This window comes from Streptomyces akebiae, from assembly GCF_019599145.1.
GTDB lineage: Bacteria > Actinomycetota > Actinomycetes > Streptomycetales > Streptomycetaceae > Streptomyces > Streptomyces akebiae.
The window spans coordinates 7,195,011-7,218,589 of sequence record NZ_CP080647.1; the positions used below are offsets into that span (position 1 = coordinate 7,195,011).

21 protein-coding genes and 1 pseudogene are annotated in these 23,579 nt (G+C 70.4%); 9 read left to right on the forward strand and 13 right to left on the reverse strand.

Annotated features, from left to right (window positions below; translation table 11 throughout):
- The first annotated feature begins 2 nt into the window (after positions 1 to 2).
- The 4 genes from K1J60_RS31130 to K1J60_RS31145 all read left to right on the forward strand — a co-directional run bounded on the left by K1J60_RS31130 (position 3) and on the right by K1J60_RS31145 (position 3,399).
- Positions 3 to 1,244, forward strand: a complete 1,242-nt coding sequence (locus K1J60_RS31130) for a helix-turn-helix domain-containing protein (protein ID WP_220649105.1) — start codon at positions 3 to 5, stop codon at positions 1,242 to 1,244.
- A gap of 279 nt (positions 1,245 to 1,523) precedes the next feature.
- Positions 1,524 to 2,297 carry an IclR family transcriptional regulator gene (locus K1J60_RS31135; protein WP_220649106.1) on the forward strand — a complete coding sequence of 258 codons (774 nt, stop codon included), beginning with the start codon at positions 1,524 to 1,526 and terminating at the stop codon, positions 2,295 to 2,297.
- Positions 2,294 to 3,172: an SMP-30/gluconolactonase/LRE family protein gene (locus K1J60_RS31140; protein WP_220649107.1), complete on the forward strand. Its 879-nt coding sequence runs from the start codon at positions 2,294 to 2,296 to the stop codon at positions 3,170 to 3,172. Before K1J60_RS31135 ends, K1J60_RS31140 begins: the two co-directional genes overlap by 4 nt.
- An 80-nt stretch (positions 3,173 to 3,252) precedes the next feature.
- Positions 3,253 to 3,399 carry a hypothetical protein gene (locus K1J60_RS31145; protein WP_220649108.1) on the forward strand — a complete coding sequence of 49 codons (147 nt, stop codon included), beginning with the start codon at positions 3,253 to 3,255 and terminating at the stop codon, positions 3,397 to 3,399.
- Positions 3,400 to 3,424: 25 nt separating this feature from the next.
- Here the strand turns inward: K1J60_RS31145 and K1J60_RS31150 are convergent, their stop codons facing one another.
- The 3 genes from K1J60_RS31150 to K1J60_RS31160 are packed head-to-tail and all read right to left on the reverse strand — an operon-like array spanning position 3,425 to position 6,218.
- On the reverse strand, positions 3,425 to 4,792 hold the full coding sequence (locus tag K1J60_RS31150) for an MAB_1171c family putative transporter (protein WP_220649109.1): 1,368 nt from the start codon (positions 4,790 to 4,792) through the stop codon (positions 3,425 to 3,427).
- The gene (locus K1J60_RS31155; protein WP_259408004.1) at positions 4,789 to 5,604 is read right to left on the reverse strand and encodes a toxin-antitoxin system, toxin component; all 816 of its coding nucleotides are present in this window, start codon (positions 5,602 to 5,604) and stop codon (positions 4,789 to 4,791) included. Before K1J60_RS31155 ends, K1J60_RS31150 begins: the two co-directional genes overlap by 4 nt.
- A complete protein-coding gene (locus K1J60_RS31160; protein WP_220649110.1) occupies positions 5,601 to 6,218 on the reverse strand; it encodes a transcriptional regulator in 618 nt (205 codons plus the stop codon). The genes K1J60_RS31155 and K1J60_RS31160 overlap by 4 nt, the downstream gene beginning before the upstream one ends.
- 289 nt (positions 6,219 to 6,507) lie before the next feature.
- Between K1J60_RS31160 and arfA the strand changes: the two genes are divergently transcribed.
- The 5 genes and pseudogenes from arfA (at position 6,508) to K1J60_RS31185 (ending at position 10,663) form a co-directional block, all read left to right on the forward strand.
- A complete protein-coding gene (gene arfA / locus K1J60_RS31165; protein ID WP_220649111.1) occupies positions 6,508 to 8,022 on the forward strand; it encodes an arabinosylfuranosidase ArfA in 1,515 nt (504 codons plus the stop codon).
- Between the two features lie 83 nt (positions 8,023 to 8,105).
- Positions 8,106 to 8,564 carry an RrF2 family transcriptional regulator gene (locus tag K1J60_RS31170; protein WP_220649112.1) on the forward strand — a complete coding sequence of 153 codons (459 nt, stop codon included), beginning with the start codon at positions 8,106 to 8,108 and terminating at the stop codon, positions 8,562 to 8,564.
- 175 nt (positions 8,565 to 8,739) lie between these two features.
- Entirely contained in the window at positions 8,740 to 9,702 is a 963-nt protein-coding gene (locus K1J60_RS31175) for a sulfite exporter TauE/SafE family protein (protein ID WP_220649113.1), read from the forward strand.
- Positions 9,703 to 9,757: 55 nt separating this feature from the next.
- Positions 9,758 to 10,061, forward strand: a pseudogene (locus K1J60_RS31180) (Tn3 family transposase); the annotation flags it as partial.
- A 110-nt stretch (positions 10,062 to 10,171) separates the two neighbouring features.
- Positions 10,172 to 10,663, forward strand: coding sequence for an SDR family NAD(P)-dependent oxidoreductase (locus K1J60_RS31185; protein WP_259408005.1), 492 nt, complete (start codon positions 10,172 to 10,174; stop codon positions 10,661 to 10,663).
- Between the two features lie 121 nt (positions 10,664 to 10,784).
- On the opposite strand, the gene K1J60_RS31190 is transcribed toward K1J60_RS31185, so the two are convergent.
- From K1J60_RS31190 to mmsA, 10 genes are all read right to left on the reverse strand, one after another.
- Positions 10,785 to 11,516 (reverse strand): dienelactone hydrolase family protein, encoded by a 732-nt coding sequence (locus K1J60_RS31190; protein ID WP_220649114.1) that lies wholly within the window; start codon positions 11,514 to 11,516, stop codon positions 10,785 to 10,787.
- A 235-nt stretch (positions 11,517 to 11,751) separates the two neighbouring features.
- Positions 11,752 to 12,456 carry a hypothetical protein gene (locus tag K1J60_RS31195; protein ID WP_220649115.1) on the reverse strand — a complete coding sequence of 235 codons (705 nt, stop codon included), beginning with the start codon at positions 12,454 to 12,456 and terminating at the stop codon, positions 11,752 to 11,754.
- Between the two features lie 215 nt (positions 12,457 to 12,671).
- On the reverse strand, positions 12,672 to 13,154 hold the full coding sequence (locus K1J60_RS31200) for an ATP-binding protein (RefSeq protein ID WP_398684311.1): 483 nt from the start codon (positions 13,152 to 13,154) through the stop codon (positions 12,672 to 12,674).
- Between the two features lie 362 nt (positions 13,155 to 13,516).
- Positions 13,517 to 14,257 carry an SDR family NAD(P)-dependent oxidoreductase gene (locus K1J60_RS31205; protein ID WP_220649116.1) on the reverse strand — a complete coding sequence of 247 codons (741 nt, stop codon included), beginning with the start codon at positions 14,255 to 14,257 and terminating at the stop codon, positions 13,517 to 13,519.
- A 180-nt stretch (positions 14,258 to 14,437) separates the two neighbouring features.
- Positions 14,438 to 15,976 (reverse strand): AfsR/SARP family transcriptional regulator, encoded by a 1,539-nt coding sequence (locus tag K1J60_RS31210; RefSeq protein WP_220649117.1) that lies wholly within the window; start codon positions 15,974 to 15,976, stop codon positions 14,438 to 14,440.
- A gap of 144 nt (positions 15,977 to 16,120) precedes the next feature.
- Positions 16,121 to 17,380: an ABC transporter substrate-binding protein gene (locus tag K1J60_RS31215; protein ID WP_259408006.1), complete on the reverse strand. Its 1,260-nt coding sequence runs from the start codon at positions 17,378 to 17,380 to the stop codon at positions 16,121 to 16,123.
- A gap of 400 nt (positions 17,381 to 17,780) precedes the next feature.
- A complete protein-coding gene (locus K1J60_RS31220) occupies positions 17,781 to 19,418 on the reverse strand; it encodes a pyridoxal phosphate-dependent aminotransferase (protein WP_220649118.1) in 1,638 nt (545 codons plus the stop codon).
- 233 nt (positions 19,419 to 19,651) lie between these two features.
- The gene (locus K1J60_RS31225) at positions 19,652 to 20,794 is read right to left on the reverse strand and encodes an aldose epimerase family protein (RefSeq protein WP_450166678.1); all 1,143 of its coding nucleotides are present in this window, start codon (positions 20,792 to 20,794) and stop codon (positions 19,652 to 19,654) included.
- Complete coding sequence (gene mmsB, locus K1J60_RS31230; protein ID WP_220649120.1) at positions 20,767 to 22,011, reverse strand: multiple monosaccharide ABC transporter permease; 1,245 nt, start codon at positions 22,009 to 22,011, stop codon at positions 20,767 to 20,769. The genes K1J60_RS31225 and mmsB overlap by 28 nt, the downstream gene beginning before the upstream one ends.
- A complete protein-coding gene (gene mmsA / locus K1J60_RS31235) occupies positions 22,008 to 23,558 on the reverse strand; it encodes a multiple monosaccharide ABC transporter ATP-binding protein (protein WP_220649121.1) in 1,551 nt (516 codons plus the stop codon). Before mmsA ends, mmsB begins: the two co-directional genes overlap by 4 nt.
- Between the last annotated feature and the right edge of the window lie 21 nt (positions 23,559 to 23,579).

Sequence of the window (23,579 nt, forward strand, 5' to 3'; positions counted from 1 at the left end):
GGGTGACCGGTGTCCCGGGAACCGTCACGGTCCGCTCGGCCTGGCACGACGTGCCGCGCCTCCAGGTGCGCGAGTTCGCCGCGATCGCCATGGCCGAGGCCCCCGCCCTCGCGGAGGAGATCCTGGGCGAGATCCGCCGCGAGTACCCGCACCTGCCCGTCGTCCTCGACGACTCCGGCGAACCGATGGCCCTCATCGGGATCCGCCGGGCGATCGAGGTCTTCGTGCAGCACCTGGAGACCGCCGAGGGCCGCCCCCGCGTCCCTCCCGGTGTCTTCCAGGAGTTCGGCCGCGGCGAGGGCCTGAACGGCCGCAGCCTCGACTCCCTCCAGGCGATCTACCGCCTCGGCGTACGCCTCGCCTGGCGCCGCTTCGCGGAGATCGGCCAGCGCGTGGAGATCCCGCCGCCCGCGATGTACGAACTCGTCGACGCCGGATACGAGTACCTGGACGGTCTGGTGGACCAGTCGGTGCGCGGCTACGCGGAGGCGGCGGCCCGGCAGGCGGGCGAGCGTCTGCGACTGCAACGCCGACTGATGGAGCTGCTGCTCGCCGAGCACCACCGGGGCGACCCGGCCGACGCGCTCGCCGAACGCGCGGCCCGGATCGGCTGGACCCTCCCGGAGAGGGTCGCGGTCGGGGTCCTGTTACGCCCGGCCCGTGAGGCCATGGCGCCCGCCGTCGGCCAGGGCGTCCTGCTCGACATGGAGTACGAGCAGCCCCGCATGGTCGTCCCCGAACCGGCCGCGGCCGGCCGCCCCGAGCTCCTGCACCGCGCGCTGACCGGCTGGTCCGGCGCGATCGGCCCGCCGGTGCCGCTGGCCGACGCGGCGAAGTCGCTGCACTGGGCGGAGGCGGCGGTGCGGTTGATGGAGCGGCGGCTGCTGCCCGCCGGAGAAGTCCTGTACTGCACCGAGCACACCGAGGCCCTCGTCCTCCTCCAGCCCGAGGAGTTGATCGACGACCTCGCCCTGCGCTGCCTGGCCCCGCTCGCCCACTGCGGCCCCACCCACGGCCGGCGCCTCGCCGAGACGCTGCTCGCGTGGCTGGAGACCCGGGGCGGGGCACCCGAGATCGCCACACGGCTTGGTGTGCACCCGCAAACCGTTCGGTATCGTCTCCGGCAGATTCGTGAACTCTGGGGCGACGAGATCGATGATCCCGATCGCCGCTTCGAGCTGGAGCTGGTGCTTCGGGCGCAGCGGTTGCGGGGGGAGCTGGGGGATCCGCGCGGGCGGCGGTGACCGTCGCGCGGTTCCCCGCGCCCCCGAGAGCCAGGCCCTGCGGGTCTGGGAAGCACGGGGCGCGGCCCCGGCTTTTCGGAGGCGCGGGGATCCGCGCGACCGGCTCCCACGCACCCGCACCCGGCAACGCGCCCTCCGGCCCCTCCCTCCCCGCTCGATCGTCCGCGGTTATTGCCCGGTCAACGCACTATGACTAGCCTGTGTTCGTCATGCCGATCGACCGTTGAAATTTCGAACACTGCCGCAGACAGACCGACTGCCAGAGGAAGGGGGCCGACCGTGGGACGCCTTGTACCTGCTGTGACCCGGGCGCTCGACATATTGGAGCTCTTCCTGGACGGGGACGGCACGCTGTCCGCCCCCGACATCGTGCGCAGACTCCAGCTCCCCCGTACCACCGTGCACGAGCTGGTCACCACGCTCGCCGCCCGGGGGTACATCGTCCAGGTGCAGGGCCAGCCCGGGCGCTACCGCCTCGGGGTCCGCCCCTACCAGCTCGGCAGCCGTTACGCCGAGCAGCTGGACCTCGCCGCCGAGGGCCAGCAGGTGGCCCGGTCCGTCGCCGAGACCTGTGACGAGACGGTGCACGTGGCGATCCTGGAGTTCACCGACGTCATCTACATCGCCAAGGTCGACTCCACGCACGCCGTGCGCATGGTCTCCGCCGCGGGCCGCCGCCTCCCGGCGCACTGCACCTCCGTGGGCAAGATGCTCCTCGCCTCCCTACCCGAGGTCGAGCTGAACGCCCGGATCCCGGACGACGCCGACCTGGTCGCCATGACTCCCAACAGCATCACCGACCCGGCCGCTCTGCGCGAGGCCCTGGCCCGGATCCGTGAGCGGGGTCTCGCCGTGGAGAACCGCGAGTCCAACCCGGACGTCTCCTGCGTCGCCGCGCCGGTCCGCGACCGCACCGGCAGGGTCGTCGCCGCGATCTCCATCTCCGTCCCCATGATCCGCTGGAGCGACGAGCGCCGGATCGAGCTGGAGCAGCTCGCCGCCAAGGGCGCCGCGGAACTGTCCGAGCGCCTCGGCCACCGGAGCGTGGCATGAGCACCAACACGAGTCACTCGGGTTACGAGGTCGCGGTCCGCGAGTACGCGGCCCTGGGCGAGGGCCCCACCTGGGACCCCGCCGCCCAGCGCCTGATCTGGATCGACATCCTCGGCTCCCGGGTCCACACCTACGACCCGGCCTCCGGCCGCCGCACGGTCCTCGTCACCGAGCAGCACGTCGGCGCGGTCAAGCCCCGCGCCGGCGGCGGCCTCGTCCTGAACCTCCGGGACGGCGTCGGTCTGACCGACCCCGACGGCTCCTTCCGGTGGCTGCACCACGAGCCGGTCCCGGGCCGTCGCGCCAACGACGCCGCCGTCGCCCCCGACGGCTCCCTCTTCGCCGGCACCATGCGCTACGACGAGGCCCCGGGCGGCGGCACCCTGGCCCGCTTCACCGCGGAGGGCCTCGCCACGACGGTCCTCGACGACGTCGCCGTGAGCAACGGGACGGGCTGGAGCCCGGACGGCAGTCTCATGTACTACATCGACTCGCCGACCCGCCGGATCGACGTCTTCGACTACACGGACACCGGCGACGGCGTCCGCCTGCCCGTCGATCGGCGCCCCTTCGTCACCATCGAGGACGGCGGCGGTTTCCCCGACGGACTCACCGTCGACGCCGAGGGCTGTGTCTGGGTCGCCCTCTGGGAAGGGAGCGCGGTCCGCCGCTACACCCCGACCGGCACCCTCGACCGCGTCATCAGCCTCCCCACCCCCCGGCCCACCGCCTGCGCCTTCGCCGGCCCCGACCTCACCGACCTCTACATCACCACGGCCCGCACGGGAACAGAGACCCCGCACCCCCTGTCGGGCTCCCTGCTGGTGGTACCGGGCGCGGGGAAGGGCTTGGCTCAGCCCGCGTTCGCGGGCTGAACCACGGGGCCTCCCGGTCCGGGGTTCGACGGCGGACGGGGCGGCTCCGGGCGGAGGACCGGCGGGGCGGGGAGCGGTGCATGTGCCACCGGGGCGAGGCGCTTGCCCCCGGCCGGGCGCGCCGGCTGGGGTTCGCCTCCGGCCGGGCGAGCAGGCTGGCCAGGGCGTTGCCGCGGGCGTCCGGCGAGCGAGCCGCCGAGCACGACGGCGGACCGGGCCGCCGCTGACGACGGACCGGCGGGGGAGGGGCGTTCACTCACGTACGGGTACACCGTTCTCCGCCGGGGAGGACGCGGCGGCGAGCGCTCGTACCGCCTCGATCTCGGCCGGCTCACGCAGCACCAGCGACACGGCCTCGATGTCCTGCAGCAGATCGGTGGGGTCGGAGGAGACCGTGAGCTCGGGGAAGGCCGTACGACCGGACGCCCCCGCCGGATCGCCCGCACCCGTCCCGAGACCCGGGAAGACGAGGGGGCCCGCGACCAGCGTGGCCGTGGCCCCGCTCTCCGGCGACCGCCTCCGCGTCGCCACCGCGTCCTGGATCGCCACGGCGGCGGCAAGGGCCTTCGCCCGGCCGGCCTCGTGTCCGAGGTCCAGCGCGGCGTCGTACGCGCGGCGCCGCAGATCCCCGTCGAGGTGACGGGTCAGCCGGAGCAGGGCGTCCCGGATGAACGTCTCCCGGCGGGTGAGCCGCAACTCCGGGGTGGCGCGCAGCGCGAAGGGGACGCGGGAGCCGTCGACGGTCCGGGTCAGCTGATAGAGCGGCCGCAGCCGCTGATGGCTCCTGCGCACCCGCCAGCGGTCCTGCAGATACTGACCGCCGTGCGGCAGGATGAAGCCCACCGCGATGCAGATGGCCGCCAGGGCGACGACCGGCGGCGCCACGTCCGTGCTCAGCCAGTCCAGGTCGTGCCCCGTCCACCGGGCGACCACCGCCGTGAGTTTCGCGGCGTCGAACACCAGATTGAGCGCGCAGCCCAGGGCCAGCGCCTGCAGGCCGCCGCGCAGCCACACGTCCAGGCTCTCCGCGCGCACCCAGTTCCGGATCAGCCGGTAGGTGATCAGGCAGGCCACCGTGTGCGCGACGAGGTAGAGCAGGATCTCCTCGCGCATGAAGGGCGTCGTGGCGTAGTACGTGTCCAGGTCGCGCAGCCGCTCGCGGGGGACGTCCGCCAGCGCGAACAGCACCCACAGGACGACGATCACCCCCGAGTACACGGCGACGACCCACCGCATGAGCCGACGGGTCGCCGGCGAGCGGTCGGCGGGGCCGTTGCGCCAGGCGACGAGCAGCAGCAGACAGCACGCGCAGAACGCGGTGATCAGGGAGTACACCCAGGGCGCGGCGACGTTCGGCACGCCCACGACGCGGTTGGTCCACGCGATGACCGAGGGCACCGCGAACACGAACACGCAGCAGGCGAGCAGCAGCAGCCCGCCGACCGCCCGCAGCAGCGAGTCCCGCCACAGCTTCACGATGCTGGGCAGTTTGATCACCAGGGCGGCGGTCAGGACGGCCGTGGGGATCCAGAACGAGATGTACAGCTCACCGAAGAAGTCGGCGGGACCGGCGGAGCCGAGGGTCCCGGTCGTCGTCGCGGGCACGGCCGTCCCCCTCATCTCCTGTGCCGGCGATAGCCCAGGGCCGCCTGGATGGCCTGCCCGACCGGGTCGCCGGACCCGGCTGGTCCAGCGGCTCCGGCGGCTCCGGCAGTTCCGGCGGACCCGCTCTGCCCGGTGTCCACCCAGGGACGGAAGGCGGTCGCCAGCCGATGCCCGAAGTCCTCGGCCTCCTGCTCGTCCGACTCGTGCGAGCCGTTGCGGGCCGCGATGGGCGTACCGCCCTGCCCGAGGGCGGCCGACAGCTCGGGGGAGAGCGGCGGCACCGCGGACGCGTGCCCGCCCGGCGCGCCCGGCCCGCCCGGGTCCGCGGACGCGAGCGCCGCCGCGTCCGCCCCCGGCAGATGGTGATGGCAGTGCCCGGCGTGCATGTGCCACAACTCATGCCCCAGGATGACCAGTTGCTGCACGGTCTCGGCCCGCTCCTCGACGATCACCAGATCGAAGTCGGGGAACTCCATCCACAGTCCGGTCACCCCGATCCCGTCCGGGAACCGCTCGAACCGCAGTTTCACCGGCCGCCCACCCCGCCGCGCGCTCATCTCCGCACACAGCGCCGCGCCCAACTCCCGTACACCGACGGGCGCGTCGAGCCTCCCCCGCACCGCCTTGCTGAGCCCGGCCGTCAGCTTCCGCATCTCGGCGCCGGACCGCGACGGCACCAGCGCGCCCCGCACCCTGCCGAGTACCCCGCGTACCCAGCGCACTCCGCGCGGCCCGGGCGGCTCGGTGGAGTCGCGCGGCCCGGTGGACTCGCGCGGCCCGGTGGATCCCATGGCCCGCCCGGTCCCCGTGCGCTCGTCGCGGCTCATCGCCGGGCCTCCTCGTCGTCGATGCCGAGCAGCCCTTCGAGCATGACAGCGAGCGCCTCCTGCTTGCGAGGGGTGAGCCGTTGCCCGCGCAGCGCGAGCGTGACGATCCCGTGCCGGGTGGCGAACTCGACCAGCGGGCCGTCGTCGTCCGCGCCTCCGTCGAGTCCCGCCAGGACCCGCCCGAGTTCCCGGTGCAGGACGGTCGCGGCCGGGTCGGTGAAGAACCGGACGCCGTCCTCGATCCCGAAGAACTCGGCGAGTTCGGTCAGATCGGGCACGTTGGGCATCTTCCTGCCGAGCAGCAGCTGCCGGGCCCACTCGGGACTGATCGAGAGCCGCTCCGCGACCTCCCTGCCGACCTCCCCGGCCCGCTTCCCGCTCCGGGCGACATACGCCTCGTGCACCGCCCGCACCCGCCGGCGCACCCGGTCGTCGACCCGGTCCGCCACCGGCGTGTCCCCGTCGAGCAGGGCCCGCACCTCGTCCTCGCCGAGGGCCGTACGTTCCGCCAGGGCCCCCGCGTCGAGAAGTCGGCTCCGGTCGGCACCGGTCTGCGCGATACGGACGTCGAGTCGGGCCAGGGTCTCGGCAAGGGCGCCGGGGAGCGAAGACACCCGCCGACCCTACGTGCCGCCGCCCACCGGCACCATGAGAATCCAACGATCGTTGAATTTTGACGAACGATGATTGGGTCGTGGCCCGTCAGGGCCGCGGGGACGGGGCCCCATTGACTCGCTCCGGCTTCGACCCTAACGTCCCGTTCGGCTCAACGAGCGCCGTCCGTAATGCCGAACAGCGAGCGGTAGCGGTGAGAACCGAGCACCGAAGCCCGAGCACCGAAGCCCGAGCACCGAGCACCGAGCACCGAGCACCGAGCACCGAACACCGAAGGGCCGCCCCGAGATGACCCGCACCGCCCGCTTCACTCTCGACCCCGCTTTCAAGGTCGGCGAGGTCAACCCCCGACTCTTCGGCTCCTTCGTGGAACACCTCGGCCGCTGCGTCTACACCGGCATCTTCGAACCGGACCACCCCAGCGCCGACGAGGCGGGCCTGCGCACCGACGTACTGGACCTGGTCCGCGAACTGGGCGTCACCACGATCCGCTACCCCGGCGGCAACTTCGTCTCCGGCTACAAGTGGGAGGACTCCGTCGGCCCCGCCGAGGACCGCCCCCGCCGCCTCGACCTCGCCTGGCGCTCCACCGAGACCAACCGCTTCGGCCTCTCCGAGTACATCGCATTCCTGAAGAAGATCGGGCCCCGGGCCGAGCCCATGATGGCCCTCAACCTCGGCACCCGGGGCGTCGCCGAGGCCCTCGAACTCCAGGAGTACGCCAACCACCCCGCCGGCACCGCCCTCTCCGACCTCCGCGCCGCCCACGGCGACAAGGACCCCTTCGGCATCAGACTCTGGTGCCTGGGCAACGAGATGGACGGCCCCTGGCAGACCGGCCACAAGACGGCGACCGAGTACGGCCGCATCGCCGCCGAGACGGCCCGCGCGATGCGCCAGATCGACCCGCACGTCGAACTCGTCGCCTGCGGCTCCTCCAGCCAGTCCATGCCGACGTTCGCCGAGTGGGAGGCGACGGTCCTGGCGGAGACGTACGACCTCGTCGACTACATCTCCCTGCACGCCTACTACCAGCCCGAAGACGGCGACATCGACTCCTTCCTCGCCTCCGCCGTCGACATGGAGTCCTTCATCGAGAACGTGGTCGCCACCTGTGACCACATCGGCGCCAGGCTGAAGTCCAAGAAGAAGATCAACCTCTCCTTCGACGAGTGGAACGTCTGGTACATCTCGGAGTGGCACGCGATCGAGAACTCCGGCGTGCGGGACTGGGCGGAGGCCCCCCGTCTGCTGGAGGACAACTACAGCGTCACCGACGCCGTCGTCTTCGGCTCGCTCCTCATCGCCCTCCTCCGGCACGCGGACCGCGTCACCGTCGCCTGCCTCGCCCAACTCGTCAACGTCATCGCCCCGATCATGACCGAGCCCGGCGGCCCGGCCTGGCGGCAGACGACGTTCTTCCCGTTCGCGCAGGCCGCGCGGTACGGGAGGGGCGAGGTGCTCGACGTACGGGTGGACTCGCCGACGTACGAGACGAAGAAGTACGGCGAGGCGGATCTGCTGCACGCGACGGCGGTGCGGGCCGAGGACGGGTCGGTGACCGTGTTCGCGGTCAACCGGGGTCGCACGGAGGCACTGCCGCTGGAAGTCGCCCTGAACGGAATGGAGTTGACCCGGATCGTCGAGCACGGCGTGCTGGCCGACGCGGACCCGGACGCACGGAACACGCTGACGGAGCCCGAGCGGGTCACCCCGCACGCGGGTGAGGGGGCGTCACTCCGGGACGGCGTGCTCAGCGCGGTCCTCGAACCGCTGTCGTGGAACGTGATCCGGCTCGGCTGAGAGAACGACCCCGCTCCCGCGCCCCCACCGGCGCGGGACCGCGCGGGACCGTCACGGCCTCCGCGTGGCCGACAATGTTGGCCATGAGGATCTCGGCACGGGCGGATTACGCCGTACGCGCGGTACTGGAAGTCGCCGTGCGGCAGGACAGCGGTCCGGTGAAGGCGGAAGTCATCGCGACCGTGCAGGAGATTCCGCACAAGTTCCTGGAGGGCATCCTCGGGGACCTGAGGCGGGGCGGAGTCGTCACCAGTCGGCGCGGTGGCAGCGGCGGTTACCGGCTCGCCAGGGACGCCGCCTCGATCACCGTCGCCGATGTCATCAGGGCGGTGGACGGCCCCATCGTGTCGGTGCGCGGCGAACGGCCCACCGGCCTGACCTACACCGGCTCCGCCGAGCCGCTGCTGCCGCTGTGGATCGCGCTGCGGGCGAACGTCCGCCGCATCCTGGAGGGCGTCACGGTCGCCGACATCGCGGCCGACGCGCTGCCCGAGCCGGTGAAGGAGCTGGCGGCGGAGCCGGCGGCCTGGGAGAACCCTTAGGGCCCTTCTGACGGATCTCCGCGGCGGTCCCCGTCTTCGTCCCCGTGCACAGGATCGTTACCCCCTCCTCAGCCTTTCCTCAGCTTGATCTCGTACCGTTGCCGTTCGGCGTATCCCTACTTAACCGGTGGGAAAGCCAGGAAACAGCGGTGGCGGAAGACGGGACGAAGGACGAATGCGGACGCTGGTACTGCTCGCGCTGGCGGGTCTGGGTGCGCAGCTCGTGGACGGCAGCCTGGGCATGGCCTACGGCGTGACCTCGACGACGCTGCTGCTCGCCATGGGCACCAACCCGGCCGCCGCCTCGGCCACGGTGCACCTCGCCGAGATCGGTACGACCCTGATGTCGGGCGCCTCGCACTGGCGGTTCGGGAACGTGGACTGGAAGGTCGTCGCCAGGATCGGCGTACCGGGCGCGGTGGGCGCGTTCCTCGGCGCGACCGTCCTCTCCTCGCTGTCGACCGAGGTCGCCGGCCCCATGATGTCGCTGATCCTCCTCGGGCTCGGCCTCTACGTCCTGTCCCGCTTCACCCTGCGCGGCCTGCCCGAGGATCGCCTCGGCCAACCCCTGCGCAAGCGGTTCCTGTCCCCGCTGGGCCTGGTCGCCGGCTTCCTCGACGCGACCGGCGGGGGCGGCTGGGGCCCCGTGGGCACACCGGCGCTGCTGGCCAGCGGCCGTATGGAACCCCGCAAGGTCATCGGCTCCATCGACACCAGCGAGTTCCTCGTGGCGGTCTCCGCGAGCCTGGGCTTCCTCTTCTCCCTCGGCTCCCAGGGCCTGGACTGGGCCTGGGTCACCGCCTTCCTCCTCGGTGGTCTCATCGCCGCCCCCATCGCCGCGTGGCTGGTCCGCATGGTCCCGCCGAGGGTGCTGGGTTCGGCGGTGGGCGGCGTCATCATCGCCACCAATGTCCGCACGCTGCTGAACAGCGACTGGATCGCGGCGCCGGGGGCGGTGAGCGCGGTGGTCTACCTCGCCGTGTACGCCCTCTGGGCGGCGGCTCTGACGTACTCGATCCGGCAGCACCTGAAGGAGAGGGCGGCGACCGCTTCCGCGCCCCTCGGGGAGGTGGACAACGGCGCGACCGGCCACGACGAGCCGCTGGCGGCCGAAGCGGCGGTCACCCGCAACGGCTAGGACCGGCCCTCGGGGAGTATGCCGGCGAGCTCTACGTTCCTCGCATGCCTGTTGAGTCACCGAGGCCCGCCACCGCCTCGCCCGGAAGATCTTCTTTGGGCGGCGCGGCGAACTGCGCCAGCACTACCGCGAGGGCATAAGGGACCAGCTCGGCGCGCTCGGTCTGGCCCTGAACGCCGTCGTGCTCTTCAACGGCCTCTACACCAACGCCGCCGTCAAGCAACTCGCCGCCGACGGCTTCCCCATGACCGACGAACTGCTCCCGGCTCTCCCCACTTCAGGACGACCACATCAACTTCCTCGGCCGCTATGCCTTCACCCGCCCGCCGGCGCCGGGCCGGCGGCAACTACGCGACCCGCACACGGATGACGAGACGGACGCCGCCGAGGACGGACAGCCGCAGGCCCGCGCGATCAAAAGCGGTCCGGTCCCGGAGTCACCCTCTACGTCGCGGGCGGCGACCGCGTAGTGGCTGCCGCCCAGGTCACCTCGATGGGCAGCGGCGGTGGCATGGCCACCGTCGGCTTCTACGGTGCAGGCAAGGCCGCGCTGGACTCGGGCAGCGAGGCACTGGCGATGGAGGTCGAGGGGTTCGGCATCAAGGTCACCATCGTGCAGATGGGCGGCTACGACACCGGCCTGTTCACTATCGGCACCACGACCACCTATCCCCTGACGCAGTATCAGCCCCTGCGCACCGAGATGGAGGCGATGTGGGGCGACGCGGTCGCCCCGGAGCCCGCCGCGACTGCTCCGGTCATCGCGGAGCTTGGCCGCACTGCCGGACCCGCCCCGACGGCTGATCGTCGGCAGCCAGTCCTTCGATCATGTCTTGGCGATGGGCCAGGACCAAGCGGATCTGTACCGGTCCTGGGAGCACCTCAGCCGTATCGCCCCGGGCTGACCGTGTCTCCGCGCCACGACATTCGTGTCCCCGACGCAAACGTCCTGCTGGCCTGACCGGGCGTCACCAAGGCCTCACGGCCCGGTCCACACCACTGATCCGGCGCCCCTGCGGATGGTTCGCGGCAGACGCGCCGATCGGGATCCGGTTCCGATCGGCGCGTGGCGGGCCGTGGACTCAGCCGAGGTGTCGGGCGAAGAACCTCAGCGCGCTCTCCAGCTCGAATGCCGGGAGTTCCCCGTGCTTGCCGGGGTTGGCGTGCAACGTCTTCTCGGCCGACGCCAAGGCGTCGAACAGCGCCAAGCTCTGAGCTCGCGGCACCCGCTCATCGTCCCACTGCACCAAGAACTCCACCGGAACGTTGATCCGCGCGGCGGCCTCGGCCGACGCCAGCGCCCCGCCCAGGCCCAGCACCGCTGCGCGGACCCGCGTTTCGGCAGCGACGAACGGAACACCGAGTCCGCATCCCAGCGAGACTCCCCAGTAGCCCACCGGGGCGGCGCCTACGTGCTCCAGTTGCTGAACCGCGTCCAGGACCGCCCGCCATTCCGGCACGGTCTGGCGGGCCACGAGCGCCTGGAAGCCGGCGATCAGCGGGGCCAATTCTTCACCGGCTGCCACGCGAGCCTGGTTCTCAGTCGCGATCCGGTCGTACTCCTCGACCTTCGGCCGGTCGCCGTGGGCGGGAACGTCGACCGCCACGACCGCGAAACCGCCGTCGATCACGAAGCGGCGTGCACGAGCCAGGATGCCAGGGGCCTTCTTGTGCTGACCGCCACCGTGTCCCATCAAGACGAGCGGACGCGTGGCGACGGCATCTTCCGGCGTCCACAGCACGCCAGGAATATCGCCGAGGGTGAAGAGCTGTTCGCGGACGCCGTCGGACGACGTCTCAGAGAGGAAGCGCATAGCGATTCATGCCTTTCGGGATGCCTCTGCGGGCAACTCCCTAGGCCATGCGAGGGAGGGAGGCCCGACCTGTCAAAGCGTTGATCGGTCTCACCTCCTCAGTTCGCAGCAGTGCACGGCGGCAGGAACGTATCACGAAGGACTCCACCCCGGCCGGGACGAGGATGTCGACCGACGGGGCGAACTGAGCGTGGCGCGACCCGGGTTGGGGCTCGTGCGGCCAACTCGCCACGGATCATGTCTCTTTGCGCCATCCCTGGACGGTGCCGATCGCCGTACCTGTCGCCACGCAGAACATCGCTGCGGAGAATGTCGTCACACCGACGGTGTCACCGTCCAGACCACCGAGGCTCAGCGCCACCCCCAGGACGAGCGCGGAGACGCAACCCACCGCACAGCCGAGGAGAAATCCACCGCCGAATCCCAGGACGGCACCAACGAGATCTCCGGAGCGTGCCGGCGGCCTCACCGGGGGCGGTACGGTCCCTCGTCGGGGAGCGGGAGGCGCGGGAGACACGGGGCGGATCTGAGGTGGCGCATAGGAGACCGCGGTCCACGGCAGTCTCTCCAGCATCGTGGAGGCCGCTGCGAACGGCTTGCCCGGGCCGAGGGAGACCAGGTGGGCGGACGACTGGTGCCGCAGTTCCCGAGTGTGTTCGTCGACGGGGCTGCCGCTCAGGACGGAATGGCTGTTCCAGATCTCGGTGTACGTGAAGAAGCGTCCGTCGGTGGCGAGAATCAGCTCGTTGGCGCTGCGGAACTCCTCCCAGTTGTCGCTGCCGCGATACTCACTCCGCTCATGCCCTGGCAACTGCTCGACGCGCCATCCCTCGACCGTAGTGCCATCGTCTGCCGTATACGGGCGGGGCCTGATGCCCTTTTCCACGAGTATGGAGGCCGTGTTGCGCGCCAGGCTGAGCAGTTCCTCGTATGCGTCCATCAGGTGGCCGCTCTCCAGGGCCTCAGCTCGCGTCGCCGCAACCCTGACAAGGGGTGCCTGGGATCTTGGTGGCCAAACACTTACCGCACTTCACCGTTTCAGCCATGCCGACCCCCTGCTTTCTGCGTCGCCTGTTCAGAAGCCGAGAGCATAGCGCCGCATGGCGGGCAGAAGGGGAGAGTTCTGAAATCTCGCTCTGTATCGGGATCGTTGCTCTACCCCAACCGCATAGCCAGCGTCACTTCCGTCCCCGTCCCTGTCCCCGTGCCCGCCCCCGCCCTGTCCGTCGTCACCGTCAGGCGGTCGGTGACCAGGTGGGCGAGCCAGAGGCCGCGGCCGGGGCAGGTGCCGGTGAGGCCCGGGAGGAGTTCCGGGATGGCGGGGGTGAAGCCGGGGCCGTCGTCGGTGATGCGGCACTCCAACTCGTGGGGGAGAAGGCGCAGTTCGAGGCGGCCCTGACCGCCGGCGTGCTCGACCGCGTTGGCCGCGATCTCGCTGACCGCGAGGGTGAACTCGCCGAGCCGTACGCCGCCGAGGCCCGCCGCGGCGGCCGTGTCCTCGACCTGGGCACGCACCAGGGGGAGGTTCTCCGCGGTGAAGTGGCGTTTCAGCAGGAGCGTTTCGGGAGGGAGGGCCGGGGCGTCGCCGCCCGCTCCGCCCGTCGCACGGACTCCGCCGTTCCTCTCCCCGCCCGGCATCACGGCCGCCTCCTCTCGATGGGTGTCGATGGGTACGAACACGGGGCGCTGGGCGTCAAAGGCGAACTGCCGCACACCGCCCACGCTAGCCGTGCTCGCCCGATGAGTACCCAGTGGATCGAGAGGACATCACGCCTGGTCGCAACCGTATGAATTCGATCGGGTGGTGATCGAATCCGCCCGACCTCGGCTGATCGGTTTCCGTCCATCGATCAGCAGAGGGGGCCTTCGGTCATCTCCTTCGTGAGGGTGCAGACGGCCGCGGCGGCCACGGGGGTGGTGTTCCCCGTGGCCGCCGCGGTGGTGAGGGCTTCAGGTGTGGTGGCGGCGCCGACGGCCAGGGTGGCGGCCTGGTCGATGCCTCAGGTCGCGACGTAGCCGCCGTCGGCGACGAGCACCGCACCGGTGATGTAGCCGGCCCTGTCGGAGGCCAGGAACGCCACCGCCTCGGCGATCTCCTCGGGCTGGCCGGCCCGGGTGAGCGGCGTGCTCTGGCTGAACGCCTCGAACATCTCGCCCACTGTGTCGACGGCCATGTCGGTGCGGATCGGACCGGGTGCCACGGAGTTGACGCGCACGCCCGCCGCGCCGAACTCGACGGCCCACGATCGGGTCAGTGCGTCCATCGCGGCCTTGGAGGCGTTGTACACGGAGCCCACCGCGGTGCCGATCTGCCCGGCGATCGACGACACGTTGACGATCGCACCCTTCTTCCTCGCCACCATGGCGGGCACGAGCGCGGCCGTCAGGAAGTAGGTCGCGCGGACGTTGACGTCGAATATCTGCTCGTAGTCGTGGAGCGACTGCTCGGGGGTCGGCGAGGACGGGAAGATGCCCGCGTTGTTCACGAGCACGTCCACCTCGCCGACCTCCGCGGCGAGGCTGCGGACCTCGTCGAGGTTGGCGACGTCCGCGACGACGAAGTGGCCCGTGCCACCCGCCCGCTCGATCAGTTCGACGGTCTCCTTGCCGAGTTCGGCCCTGCGCCCGGTCACGTAGACGGTGGCACCCGCCTCCGCGAGCTTGACCGCGATCGCGCGGCCGATGCCCGAGGTGGCGCCGGTGACGAGTGCCTTCTTGCCCTGGAATTCCTTGGTTGACATGTCTGCAAACGTGGCCCCGCAGGATCGTCGGCGTATAAATTCCGTATATACCGCCTGGTCAGGGCGTGCGGAAGGAAGCGGCCCGGTCTCGACGCCCTGCGCCTCGCCTCGCCCTCGCTCGGTGCTACGCCTCGCCTCGCCCTCGCTCGGTGCTACGCCTCGCGCGCCCTCACTCGCCCCTCAGCTGACCGGCACCGGTGTGCGCAGCCCGAAGAAGACGCGCACGAACTGCGGCACCCGGTAGCGGCCGAGCACGAGCGGCTCGATGAGGTGGACCCCCGCGAGCGACTCCAGCACCCCCTCGATCTCACCGGGGTCGGACCCGGACATCCGCGCCGCCTCGTGGGAGTCGATCACCTCGGTGTCCCGGCGCGCGAAACACCTGAGCAGGTGCCGTTCGGGATCGGTGAGATCCTGATCCGCCGCGATCATCGGGGCCAGCATCGCGGCGCAGTCGGACGGGAGCGCGTCGGCGGACTTGCCCTCCCGCCGCATCTGCAGCAGAAACATCTCGATCGTCCAGTCGGGGCGCGAGCCGAGCTTGCCGCCGGCCACCCTGATCGGGGCCGGCAGTCGCGAGAGGTGTTCCAGCAGTACCTCGACCTGCTCGGGTTCCGCGTCCGCGCGCACCGTTCCGATGGTCCTGCGGAAGAACTCCCGCGCCTCCCGCTCGGTCAGCCCGGCGATCTGCACCCAGCTCACCCCGGGCAGCTCGTGCAACCGGCGGACGCTCGTGAGGATCATCGCCGAGCCGGGCGTGGCCAGATCGCGCACGGAAGCCGCGTCCCGCACGTCGTCGACCACGACGAGGAACCGCTTGCCGCGCGCCTTCTCCCGCCACAGCGTGGCCTTGTCACCGACGGGGTTCTCCACACCGATCGCCCGCAACAGCTCACCGGCGACGTCCCGGCCCCTGACGAAGATCTGCCCGTCCGGGAAGCGGCCTCTCACGAGGTGGCCGATCCGGGTGGCCAGCACGGTCTTGCCACTGCCCCGCATACCGGTGATGCCTACGGTGCCCGGCAGCGTCCGCAGAGCCTGCGCGATCTCCTCGGTACGGCCGGTGAAGTCGATCAGGTCCGGCGGCAGCTGCTCCGGCCTGTGCGGCGGGGTGAGGTCGCCGCTGAGGATCTGCGCGTGGACCCTGCGCAGCTCAGGCCCTGGTTCGAGACCGAGTTCCGCGCGGAGGAGGGCACGTGCCCGGTGGAAGTGGTCGAGTGCTTCGCCCTGTCTTCCCTCCAGGTAGAGCGCGCGCATCAGGAGGGCGCGGGGACGCTCCCTGAGGGGGAAGGCGGCGACGTGAGCCTGCAGCTCCAGTACGTCGAACTCGCGTTCAAGGCAGTCCTCGCGCGCCTTGAGCCGGTGGTCGCCGAGCCGCACCCGCTGCGCGTCGAAGTAGGCACTCCGGAGGCCCTCCAGGGGTTCGCCGCCGCAGTCGTCGACGATCTCCGCGCGGACCGTGTACCCGCCGTCCTTGGACTTCAGGTCCAACTCCGGAAGCGCCTTGCGGATCTTGTACACGTACGTCCGCAACGCCATCACCGCGCTCGGCGTCGGGTCGTCCCAGACCATGCCGATCAGCTGGTCGTTGCTCAGCCGGACACCGTTGTTCAGCAGCAACGCCGCCAGCACCGAACGCTGTTGGCGTGGCCCCAGCTCGATCTCCTCCTCGTCGCGCCAGGCTCGTACGGGACCCATCAGCGAAAATCGCAGGCTCATGCGACAGCACAACGCGTACGCGGATCGCCTGCTTCCCGGCGTTCTCCGCGTTGCCGCGTTGCCGCGTTGCCGCGTTGCCGCGTTGTGCCGCGTTCCGAACCGCCTCTCCGCGCCAGCACAACCCGCCACTGCCGTGCCGGTCTCCTACCGCGCCACCTTCGCGATCGACTCCAGCACCTCTTCGGGGTCTCCGTCCGGGGTCACCGCCTTGCCGATCCGGCGGCGGATCTCGGTGGCCACCTCGGACCAGTTGGTCTCGGCGACGGGGTAGAGGCGGAGGTTCTGGAGGGTGTCGAGGCCGTTCCAGAGGGGCTTGTGGGCCTTGTCGGCGCGCATCGCGTCGGCGGCGGACGTGGTGACGGGGAGCAGTTCGTACTGGGCGGCCTGCTCGGTCACGTACTTGTCGGTGTAGAGGAAGTCGAGGAACTGGCCGATGGCGGTGCGGTGGTCGTCGTTGCGGAAGGCGACGACCCAGTCGGCGGTGCCCATGGTGGGCGTCTCCTTGCCGTCGCGGCTCGGCAGCGGTACGGCACCGTAGGGCACGGAGTCGGAGGAGTCCCTGATCTGGCGGATCAGCGACAGGGGCGCGTTGACCATGGCCGCCTCACCGGTGAGGAAGGCCTCGACCGCCTCACCCCGGTTCAGGTCGCCGGGTGGGACCGGGCCGGTGAGACCCTCGCCGATCAGGTCCTCCTTCAGCCAGGTCAGCGTCGCCACGTTGGCGGCGGACGCGATGTCGTAGCGGTTGGTGGAGTCGGTGTAACCCCCGTCGCCGGCCAACAGCCACGTCAGCGTCTCGGCCTCCGCCTCCTCCGGGCCGAGCGGTACGGCGATCGGGTACGCCACCCCACGCGCCTTCAACACCCGTGCGGCGGCGACGAGTTCGTCCCAGGTCTTCGGGGGCTCCAGGCCCGCCTGGGCGAACAGGTCCTTGTTGTAGTAGAGCAGCCGGGTGCTCGCGGTGAAGGGCATGCCGTACTGCGCGCGGTCCATCTCCCCGGCGTTCGCGAGGCTCCGGACGAAGGAGGCCTGGACCGGGACCGACAGCACCTCGTCGGCGCTGTAGAGGAGGTCGCGCGCGGCGTACTCGGAGTAGCTGTCCGTCTGCACGATGTCCGGTGTCTCGCCCCGCTCGACGAGCTCGGCCACCTTCTCGTCGACCTCGTCCGGGTCGTGGACCTGGACGTCCACGTCGATCCCCGGGTGCTCGGCGCCGAACGCGAGGGCCACGCGGTCCCAGTAGCCCTCGGAGTTCTTGCGGACGCTGTCGCCGTAGTTGGTCGCGACGACCGTCAGGGACACCGTCCCCGACTCCGCGTCCGCGCCGCCGCCGCAGCCGGACAGCCCGGCCGCGAGTCCCAGTGCGGCCGTGACCGCCACGATCGTCCGGGCGTTGTGGCGCACGGTCCACCCACTTCCAGCTTCCAGTCCGGCTTCCGGCCGGTTCGAGACGCGCGACTACGGGACGCGACTTCGGGAGTCGTGATCGGGCTTGATCGTATGGTGCGTGCCGGTGCGTTCGGGGCCGTGTGCGTTGCGTTTTGATTCCGACGGCGTGACGGGGTGACGGCGCGTCGAAGTGACCGAGATGTCCCACCGGCGACAGGAAGTACGGATTCGGGCCCACCGTCGTTCACTTCACCGGAGACCGCCTCGTCCGTGCAGGGCGGGGCGGTCTCCGATGCGAAACGCCGACGCCCCCAACAGCGGCCCGTAAAGGGCCCGTTGGGGGCGTCGGTCATTGATGTGTGCCGGTGTGCCGGTGTACCGATGTGTTCGATGTGTCGATGTGCCGGGACGAGCCTCAGCCCACCTGGTTGTACACCGCTCCCGCCGCCGGCCACCCCTGCGGCTCCTCCAGGGGCTCCGGCTGGGTGCGGCCGCGTACCTGGGCGGCGGTGAGGCCCTGGGCCGCGCCCATGGTGCGGCGGCCCTGGGCGGCGGCCGCGAGGCCGGGCATGCCGGTCTGGGCGACGGGCTGGAGGCCGGGGGCCGGCATGGCGGCGGCCGGTGCGGCGGGCATCGGGGCCGGCGCGGGCACCGGCACCGGCACCGGCATCGGCATCGGCGCCGGAGTGGGCGCGGGGGCCGGGGCCGGGAACTGCATGGAGGCGGCGGCGGGCGCCGGGGCCGGGGCCGGAGCGGGCGTGGGCGCGGGGGACGCGAACTGCATGGAGGAGGCGGGCGCGGGGGCCGGCATGCTCATGGCCTGCGCGGAGAGGTTGTGCATCCCGGTGCCGTTGGTCTCGCCCATCAGGCGGTCCACGGCCGCCGTACCCGAGCTGTAGCTGGTCCCGGTGCTCAGCTCGGGTACGGCGGCTCCCCTCCTGGACCCGTAGAGAACCGACTCCAGGCCTGACACCAGGCGACGCACGTCCACCTGGGGCCGGACCACGAGTCGCAGGAAGCGACTGGACGAGCCGACCTTGTTGCCGCACTCGCGGACCAGGATCCGGTGCTCGGTGAGCAGCCGGTCGCGGACCACGGTGCCCTCGGCGCCCACGGGCAGGCGCACGAAGAGGAAGTTCCCCTGCGACGGGTACACCGTCAGGCCGGGGAGGGCGGAGAGCTGGCGGGCCATGTCCAGCCGGTCGCGGCGGACCTGGTGCAGGCTCTCCATGTACTCGGCGCCGTGGTTCTTCAGCATGAACACCACGTGCTCGGCGAAGGAGTTGAGGTTCCACTTGGGCAGCATCGAACGGACCTTGCCGGCGAGCGCCGGGTTGGCGACCAGATAGCCGAAGCGGATGCCGTGGAGACCGAAGTTCTTGCCGAGGCTGCGCAGCACGACCACGTTGGGCCGCATGACCGCGTCCTGGACCGTGGACGGCTCGGACTCGGCGTCGGCGAACTCCAGGAACGACTCGTCGATGACGATCAGGTCCAGGTCGGCCATCGCGTCCATGAACTGCACCAGCGCGTGCCGGTGGAGGAAGCCGCCGTCGGGGTTGTTCGGGTTGCAGATGACGGCGACCCTGGTGCCGCGGGCCCGGATGAACTCGGCGTACTGCGCGAGGTCGAGGGCGAAGCCGCTGGACTCCTGGAGCGGGAACATGTCGACCCGCTTGCCGGTCTCCATGGGCTGGTCGGTCCAGCGGCCGAAGGTGGGGACGGGGACGGCGAGGGACTCCCGGACCAGCAGATGGTCGATCCAGGTGATGAGCTCGGTCGAGCCGTTGCCCATCGCCACGCACTGCGGCGGCAGCTGGAGCAGGTTGCACAGCTCGGCCGTGATCGTGTCGGCGCTGCTCGGGTAGTACGTGATGATGTCGCGCAGCCTGCTCGCCATGTCGTCGAACATGGCGGGGGTGGGGAAGTAGGGGTTGCAGGGGATACAGAAGTCCACCGGACCCACCCCGTCGCCGCCCTCACGTGTCAGCGCAGCCATCGAGGGGCTGTGCGCCGCAGTGCTGCGGAACAACGAGGTGACGTTGTCGGCCATGGAACCTCCGTAGGGGGCGGACCCGTTGGGGACGACCGGGTCCGACGACTAAGGGCGGCCCGGGCGGGGGAGCACGGGCCGCCCCTACATACGGAGGCTTGGGGGGCGCTGTTCAACCACTGAGGATTCGGTGGGAAATTGTGAGCGAGCTGTGAAGGCGGTCGTTCATCGGGCCGTCCACCGGCTGTCGACCGGGCCGTCCACCGGGTCGACGACCCGCCGTCGGCCGGACCTCAGCCGAACGTGTGGACCGTCGTCGAGCGGTACGTCTCCCCAGGCCGCAGCACCGTCGACGGGTAGGACGGCCTGTTGGGCGAGTCCGGGAAGTGCTGCGTCTCCAGACAGAGCGCGTCCCCCTGCCGGTAGATCGTCCCGGAGGGTCCTACGAGGGTGCCGTCCAGGAAGTTCCCGGAGTAGAACTGCAGGCCCGGCTCGGTCGTCGCGATCCGCAGCGTACGGCCCGACGCCGGGTCGGTCAGGGTGGCGGCCCACTCGGGCTCCGCCGTGACGCCCTTGTCGAGCACCCAGTTGTGGTCGAAGCCCTTGGCGTACAGCAGTTGAGGGTCGGCCGTGCGGAGGTCCTCGGCGATCGTCTTGCCCGTGCGGAAGTCGAAGGGGGTGCCCTCGACCCCGGCCGGCTCACCGGTGGGGATCAGGTCGGAGTCGACGGGGGTGTACCGACCGGCGGCGATCGTCAGGCGGTGGTCGCCGACCGAGCCGCTGCCCTCGCCCGCGAGGTTCCAGTACACATGGCTGGTGAGGTTGACGACGGTGGCCCGGTCGGTGGTGGCCTCGTAGTCGATCCGCCACTCACCCCGCGAGGTGAGCGTGTACGTCACCTTCACGTCGAGCGTGCCCGGGTAGCCCATGTCGCCGTCGGCGCTCGTGTGGGTCAGGTACAGCCCGACCTCGGAGTCCCGGGCGAACGGCTCGACCTCCCAGACCACCTTGTCGAAGCCGCCCGAGCCGCCGTGCAGGCTGTTGGCGCCGTCGTTGACGGACAGCTCGTACGTCGTGCCGTCCAGCGTGAAGCGGCCCTCGGCGAGGCGGTTGCCGTACCGGCCGATCAGCGCGCCGAAGTACGGGGAGCCGGCGACGTACTCCTCGACGGTTTCGAAGCCGAGGGAGATGTTGGCGTACCGGCCGTCGCGGTCCGGTACCTCCAGTGACTGCACGATGCCGCCGTACGACAGGACCTTCAGCCGTGTGCCGCCGTTCTCCAGCGACCAGCGGTGGATCTCGGTCCCGTCGGCGAGCTTGCCGAAGAGTTCCTTCACGGGTGACGCCCCACTTTCCTGTTCATGAAAAAAGGGGGCCCCGCCTGTCGGCGAGGCCCCCTTCCGGTGTGTCAGGAACCGCTCTTGCGCTTGTTCCACACATCGAAGCCGACGGCCGCCAGCAGGGCCAGGCCCTTGATGACCTGCTGCCAGTCGGTGCCGATGCTGAGGAGGTTCATGCCGTTGTTGAGCACGCCCAGGACGAGGCCGCCGATGATCGCGCCGAGGACGGTGCCGACACCGCCGCTCATGGACGCGCCGCCGATGAACGCCGAGGCGATGGCCTCCAGTTCGTAGCTCAGACCCGCCTTCGGCGAGGCCGCGTTGAGACGGGCGGCGATCGCCAGACCCGCCAGCGCCGCGAGCACGCCCATGTTGACGAAGACCAGGAAGGTGACCTTCTTGTCCTTCACACCGGAGAGCTTCGCGGCCGGCAGGTTGCCGCCGATCGCGTAGATGTGCCGGCCGAAGACGGAGTTGCGCATCACATAGCCGTAGCCGACCACCAGCGCACCCAGGACCAGGAGGATGATCGGCGCGCCCCGGAAGCTGGCGAGCAGCATCGTGACCGTGAGGAGCGCGGCCGAGATCGCGACCAGCTTGAGCAGGAAGATGTTGCGCGGCGCCACCTCGAGGGCGAACTCCTGCTGGCGCTTGCGGTCACGCATCTCCTGGAGGACCACGAAGGCGATCAGCGTGAAGCCCAGCAGCAGCGTGATGTTGTGGTAGTTCGTGGTGGGGCCGACCTCGGGAAGGAAGCCGTTGCCCATCTTCTCCAGCCCCTTGGGGAAGGGGCCGAGGGTCTGACCCTCCAGGAGGATCTCGGTCACACCGCGGAAGACCAGCATGCCGGCGAGGGTGACGATGAACGACGGTATGCCGAGATACGCGATGAAGAACCCTTGTGCCGCGCCCGCGGCCGCGCCCGCCATCAGGCACAGGACGACGGCGAGCGGCCAGGGCACGTCGTGCTGCACCGTCAGCACGGCCGCGAACGCGCCCACGAAGGCCGTGAGCGAACCGACCGAGAGGTCGATGTGGCCCGCGACGATCACCAGCATCATGCCGATCGCGAGGATCAGGATGTAGCTGTTCTGCAGGACCAGGTTGGAGACGTTGCGCGGCAGCAGCAGGTCTCCGCCGGTCAGGATCGCGAAGAAGGCGACGATCAGACCGAGGGCGATCAGCATGCCGTACTGCCGCATGTTGCGGCGCATGCCGTCCAGCATCAGCTGCAACAGGCCGCCGCCCGTGGCCGATCCGGTGCCGCCCGGCGGCGCCGGGGCCGGGCTCTTGGCGGTCACATCCGTGCTCATCGGGTTACCTCTTTGTCCTTCGTCATCTGGCGCATCAGCGATTCCTGCGTGGCCTCTGCACGCGAGAACTCGCCGGTCAGCCGTCCCGCCGCCATGGTGTAGACGCGGTCGCACATCCCGAGGAGCTCCGGCAGCTCCGAGGAGATGAAGACGACCGCCTTGCCCTCGGCGGCCAGTTTGTCGATCACCGTGTAGATCTCGTACTTGGCGCCGACGTCGATACCGCGCGTCGGCTCGTCCAGGATCAGCACGTCCGGACCGGCGAAGATCCACTTGCTGAGGACGACCTTCTGCTGGTTGCCGCCGGACAGTTTGCCCACCGGCTCGAACACCGTCGGTGCCTTGATGTTCATGGTCTTGCGGTAGCGCTCGGCGACCTGGCGTTCCTCGTGCTCGTCGACGACGCCCCGCTTGGCGACCTTGTTCAGGGCGGTCAACGAGATGTTCCGGTTGATCGTGTCGATCAGGTTCAGGCCGTAGTGCTTGCGGTCCTCGGTGACGTACGCGATGCCGTGCTTGACGGCCTCGGCGACCGACTTCGTACGGATCTCGGTGCCGTCCTTGAGGACCGTGCCGCCCACGTAGCGGCCGTAGGTCCGGCCGAAGACGCTCATCGCGAGCTCTGTGCGGCCGGCGCCCATGAGGCCCGCGATCCCGACGATCTCCCCGCGCCGCACGTTGATCGACACGTCGTCGACCACCTTGCGCTGCTGGTCGATGGGGTGGAGCACGGTCCAGCCGCGGATCTCCAGGGCCGGTGCCGCGCCCACCTCCGGCTCGTGCGGGGTGCGCTCGGGGAAGCGGTTGTCGAGGTCGCGGCCCACCATGCCGCTGATGATCCGGTCCTCGGTGGTCTCCGCGGCCTTCACGTCGAGGGTCTCGATCGACTTCCCGTCGCGGATGATCGTCACCGAGTCGGCGACCTTGCGGATCTCGTTGAGCTTGTGGGAGATGATGATCGAGGTGATGCCCTGGTTCTTCAACTCCAGGATGAGATCGAGGAGTTTGCCGCTGTCCTCGTCGTTCAGGGCGGCGGTCGGCTCGTCCAGGATGAGCAGCTTCACCTTCTTGGACAGTGCCTTGGCGATCTCCACCAGCTGCTGCTTGCCCACACCGATGTCGGTGACCCGGGTCTCCGGGTGGTCGTCGAGGCCGACCCTGCGCAGCAGTTGGGTCGCGTGCCGCAGGGTCTCCCGCCAGTTGATGAACCCGCCCTTGGCGTGCTCGTTGCCGAGGAAGATGTTCTCCGCCAGGGAGAGGTACGGCGACAGCGCCAGCTCCTGGTGGATGATGACGATGCCGCGCTGCTCGCTCGCGCGGATGTCCTTGAACTCGCAGACCTCTCCCTCGAAGAGGATCTCGCCCTCGTAGCTGCCGTGCGGATGGACGCCGGAGAGCACCTTCATCAAGGTGGACTTTCCGGCGCCGTTCTCACCGCAGATGGCGTGGACCTCGCCCTGGCGGACGGTCAGGGTGACGTCCGACAGCGCCTTGACGCCGGGAAAGGTCTTGACGATCGAGCGCATTTCCAGGACGGGTCCCGCCATGGTCGTGCCTTCCAATCAGTT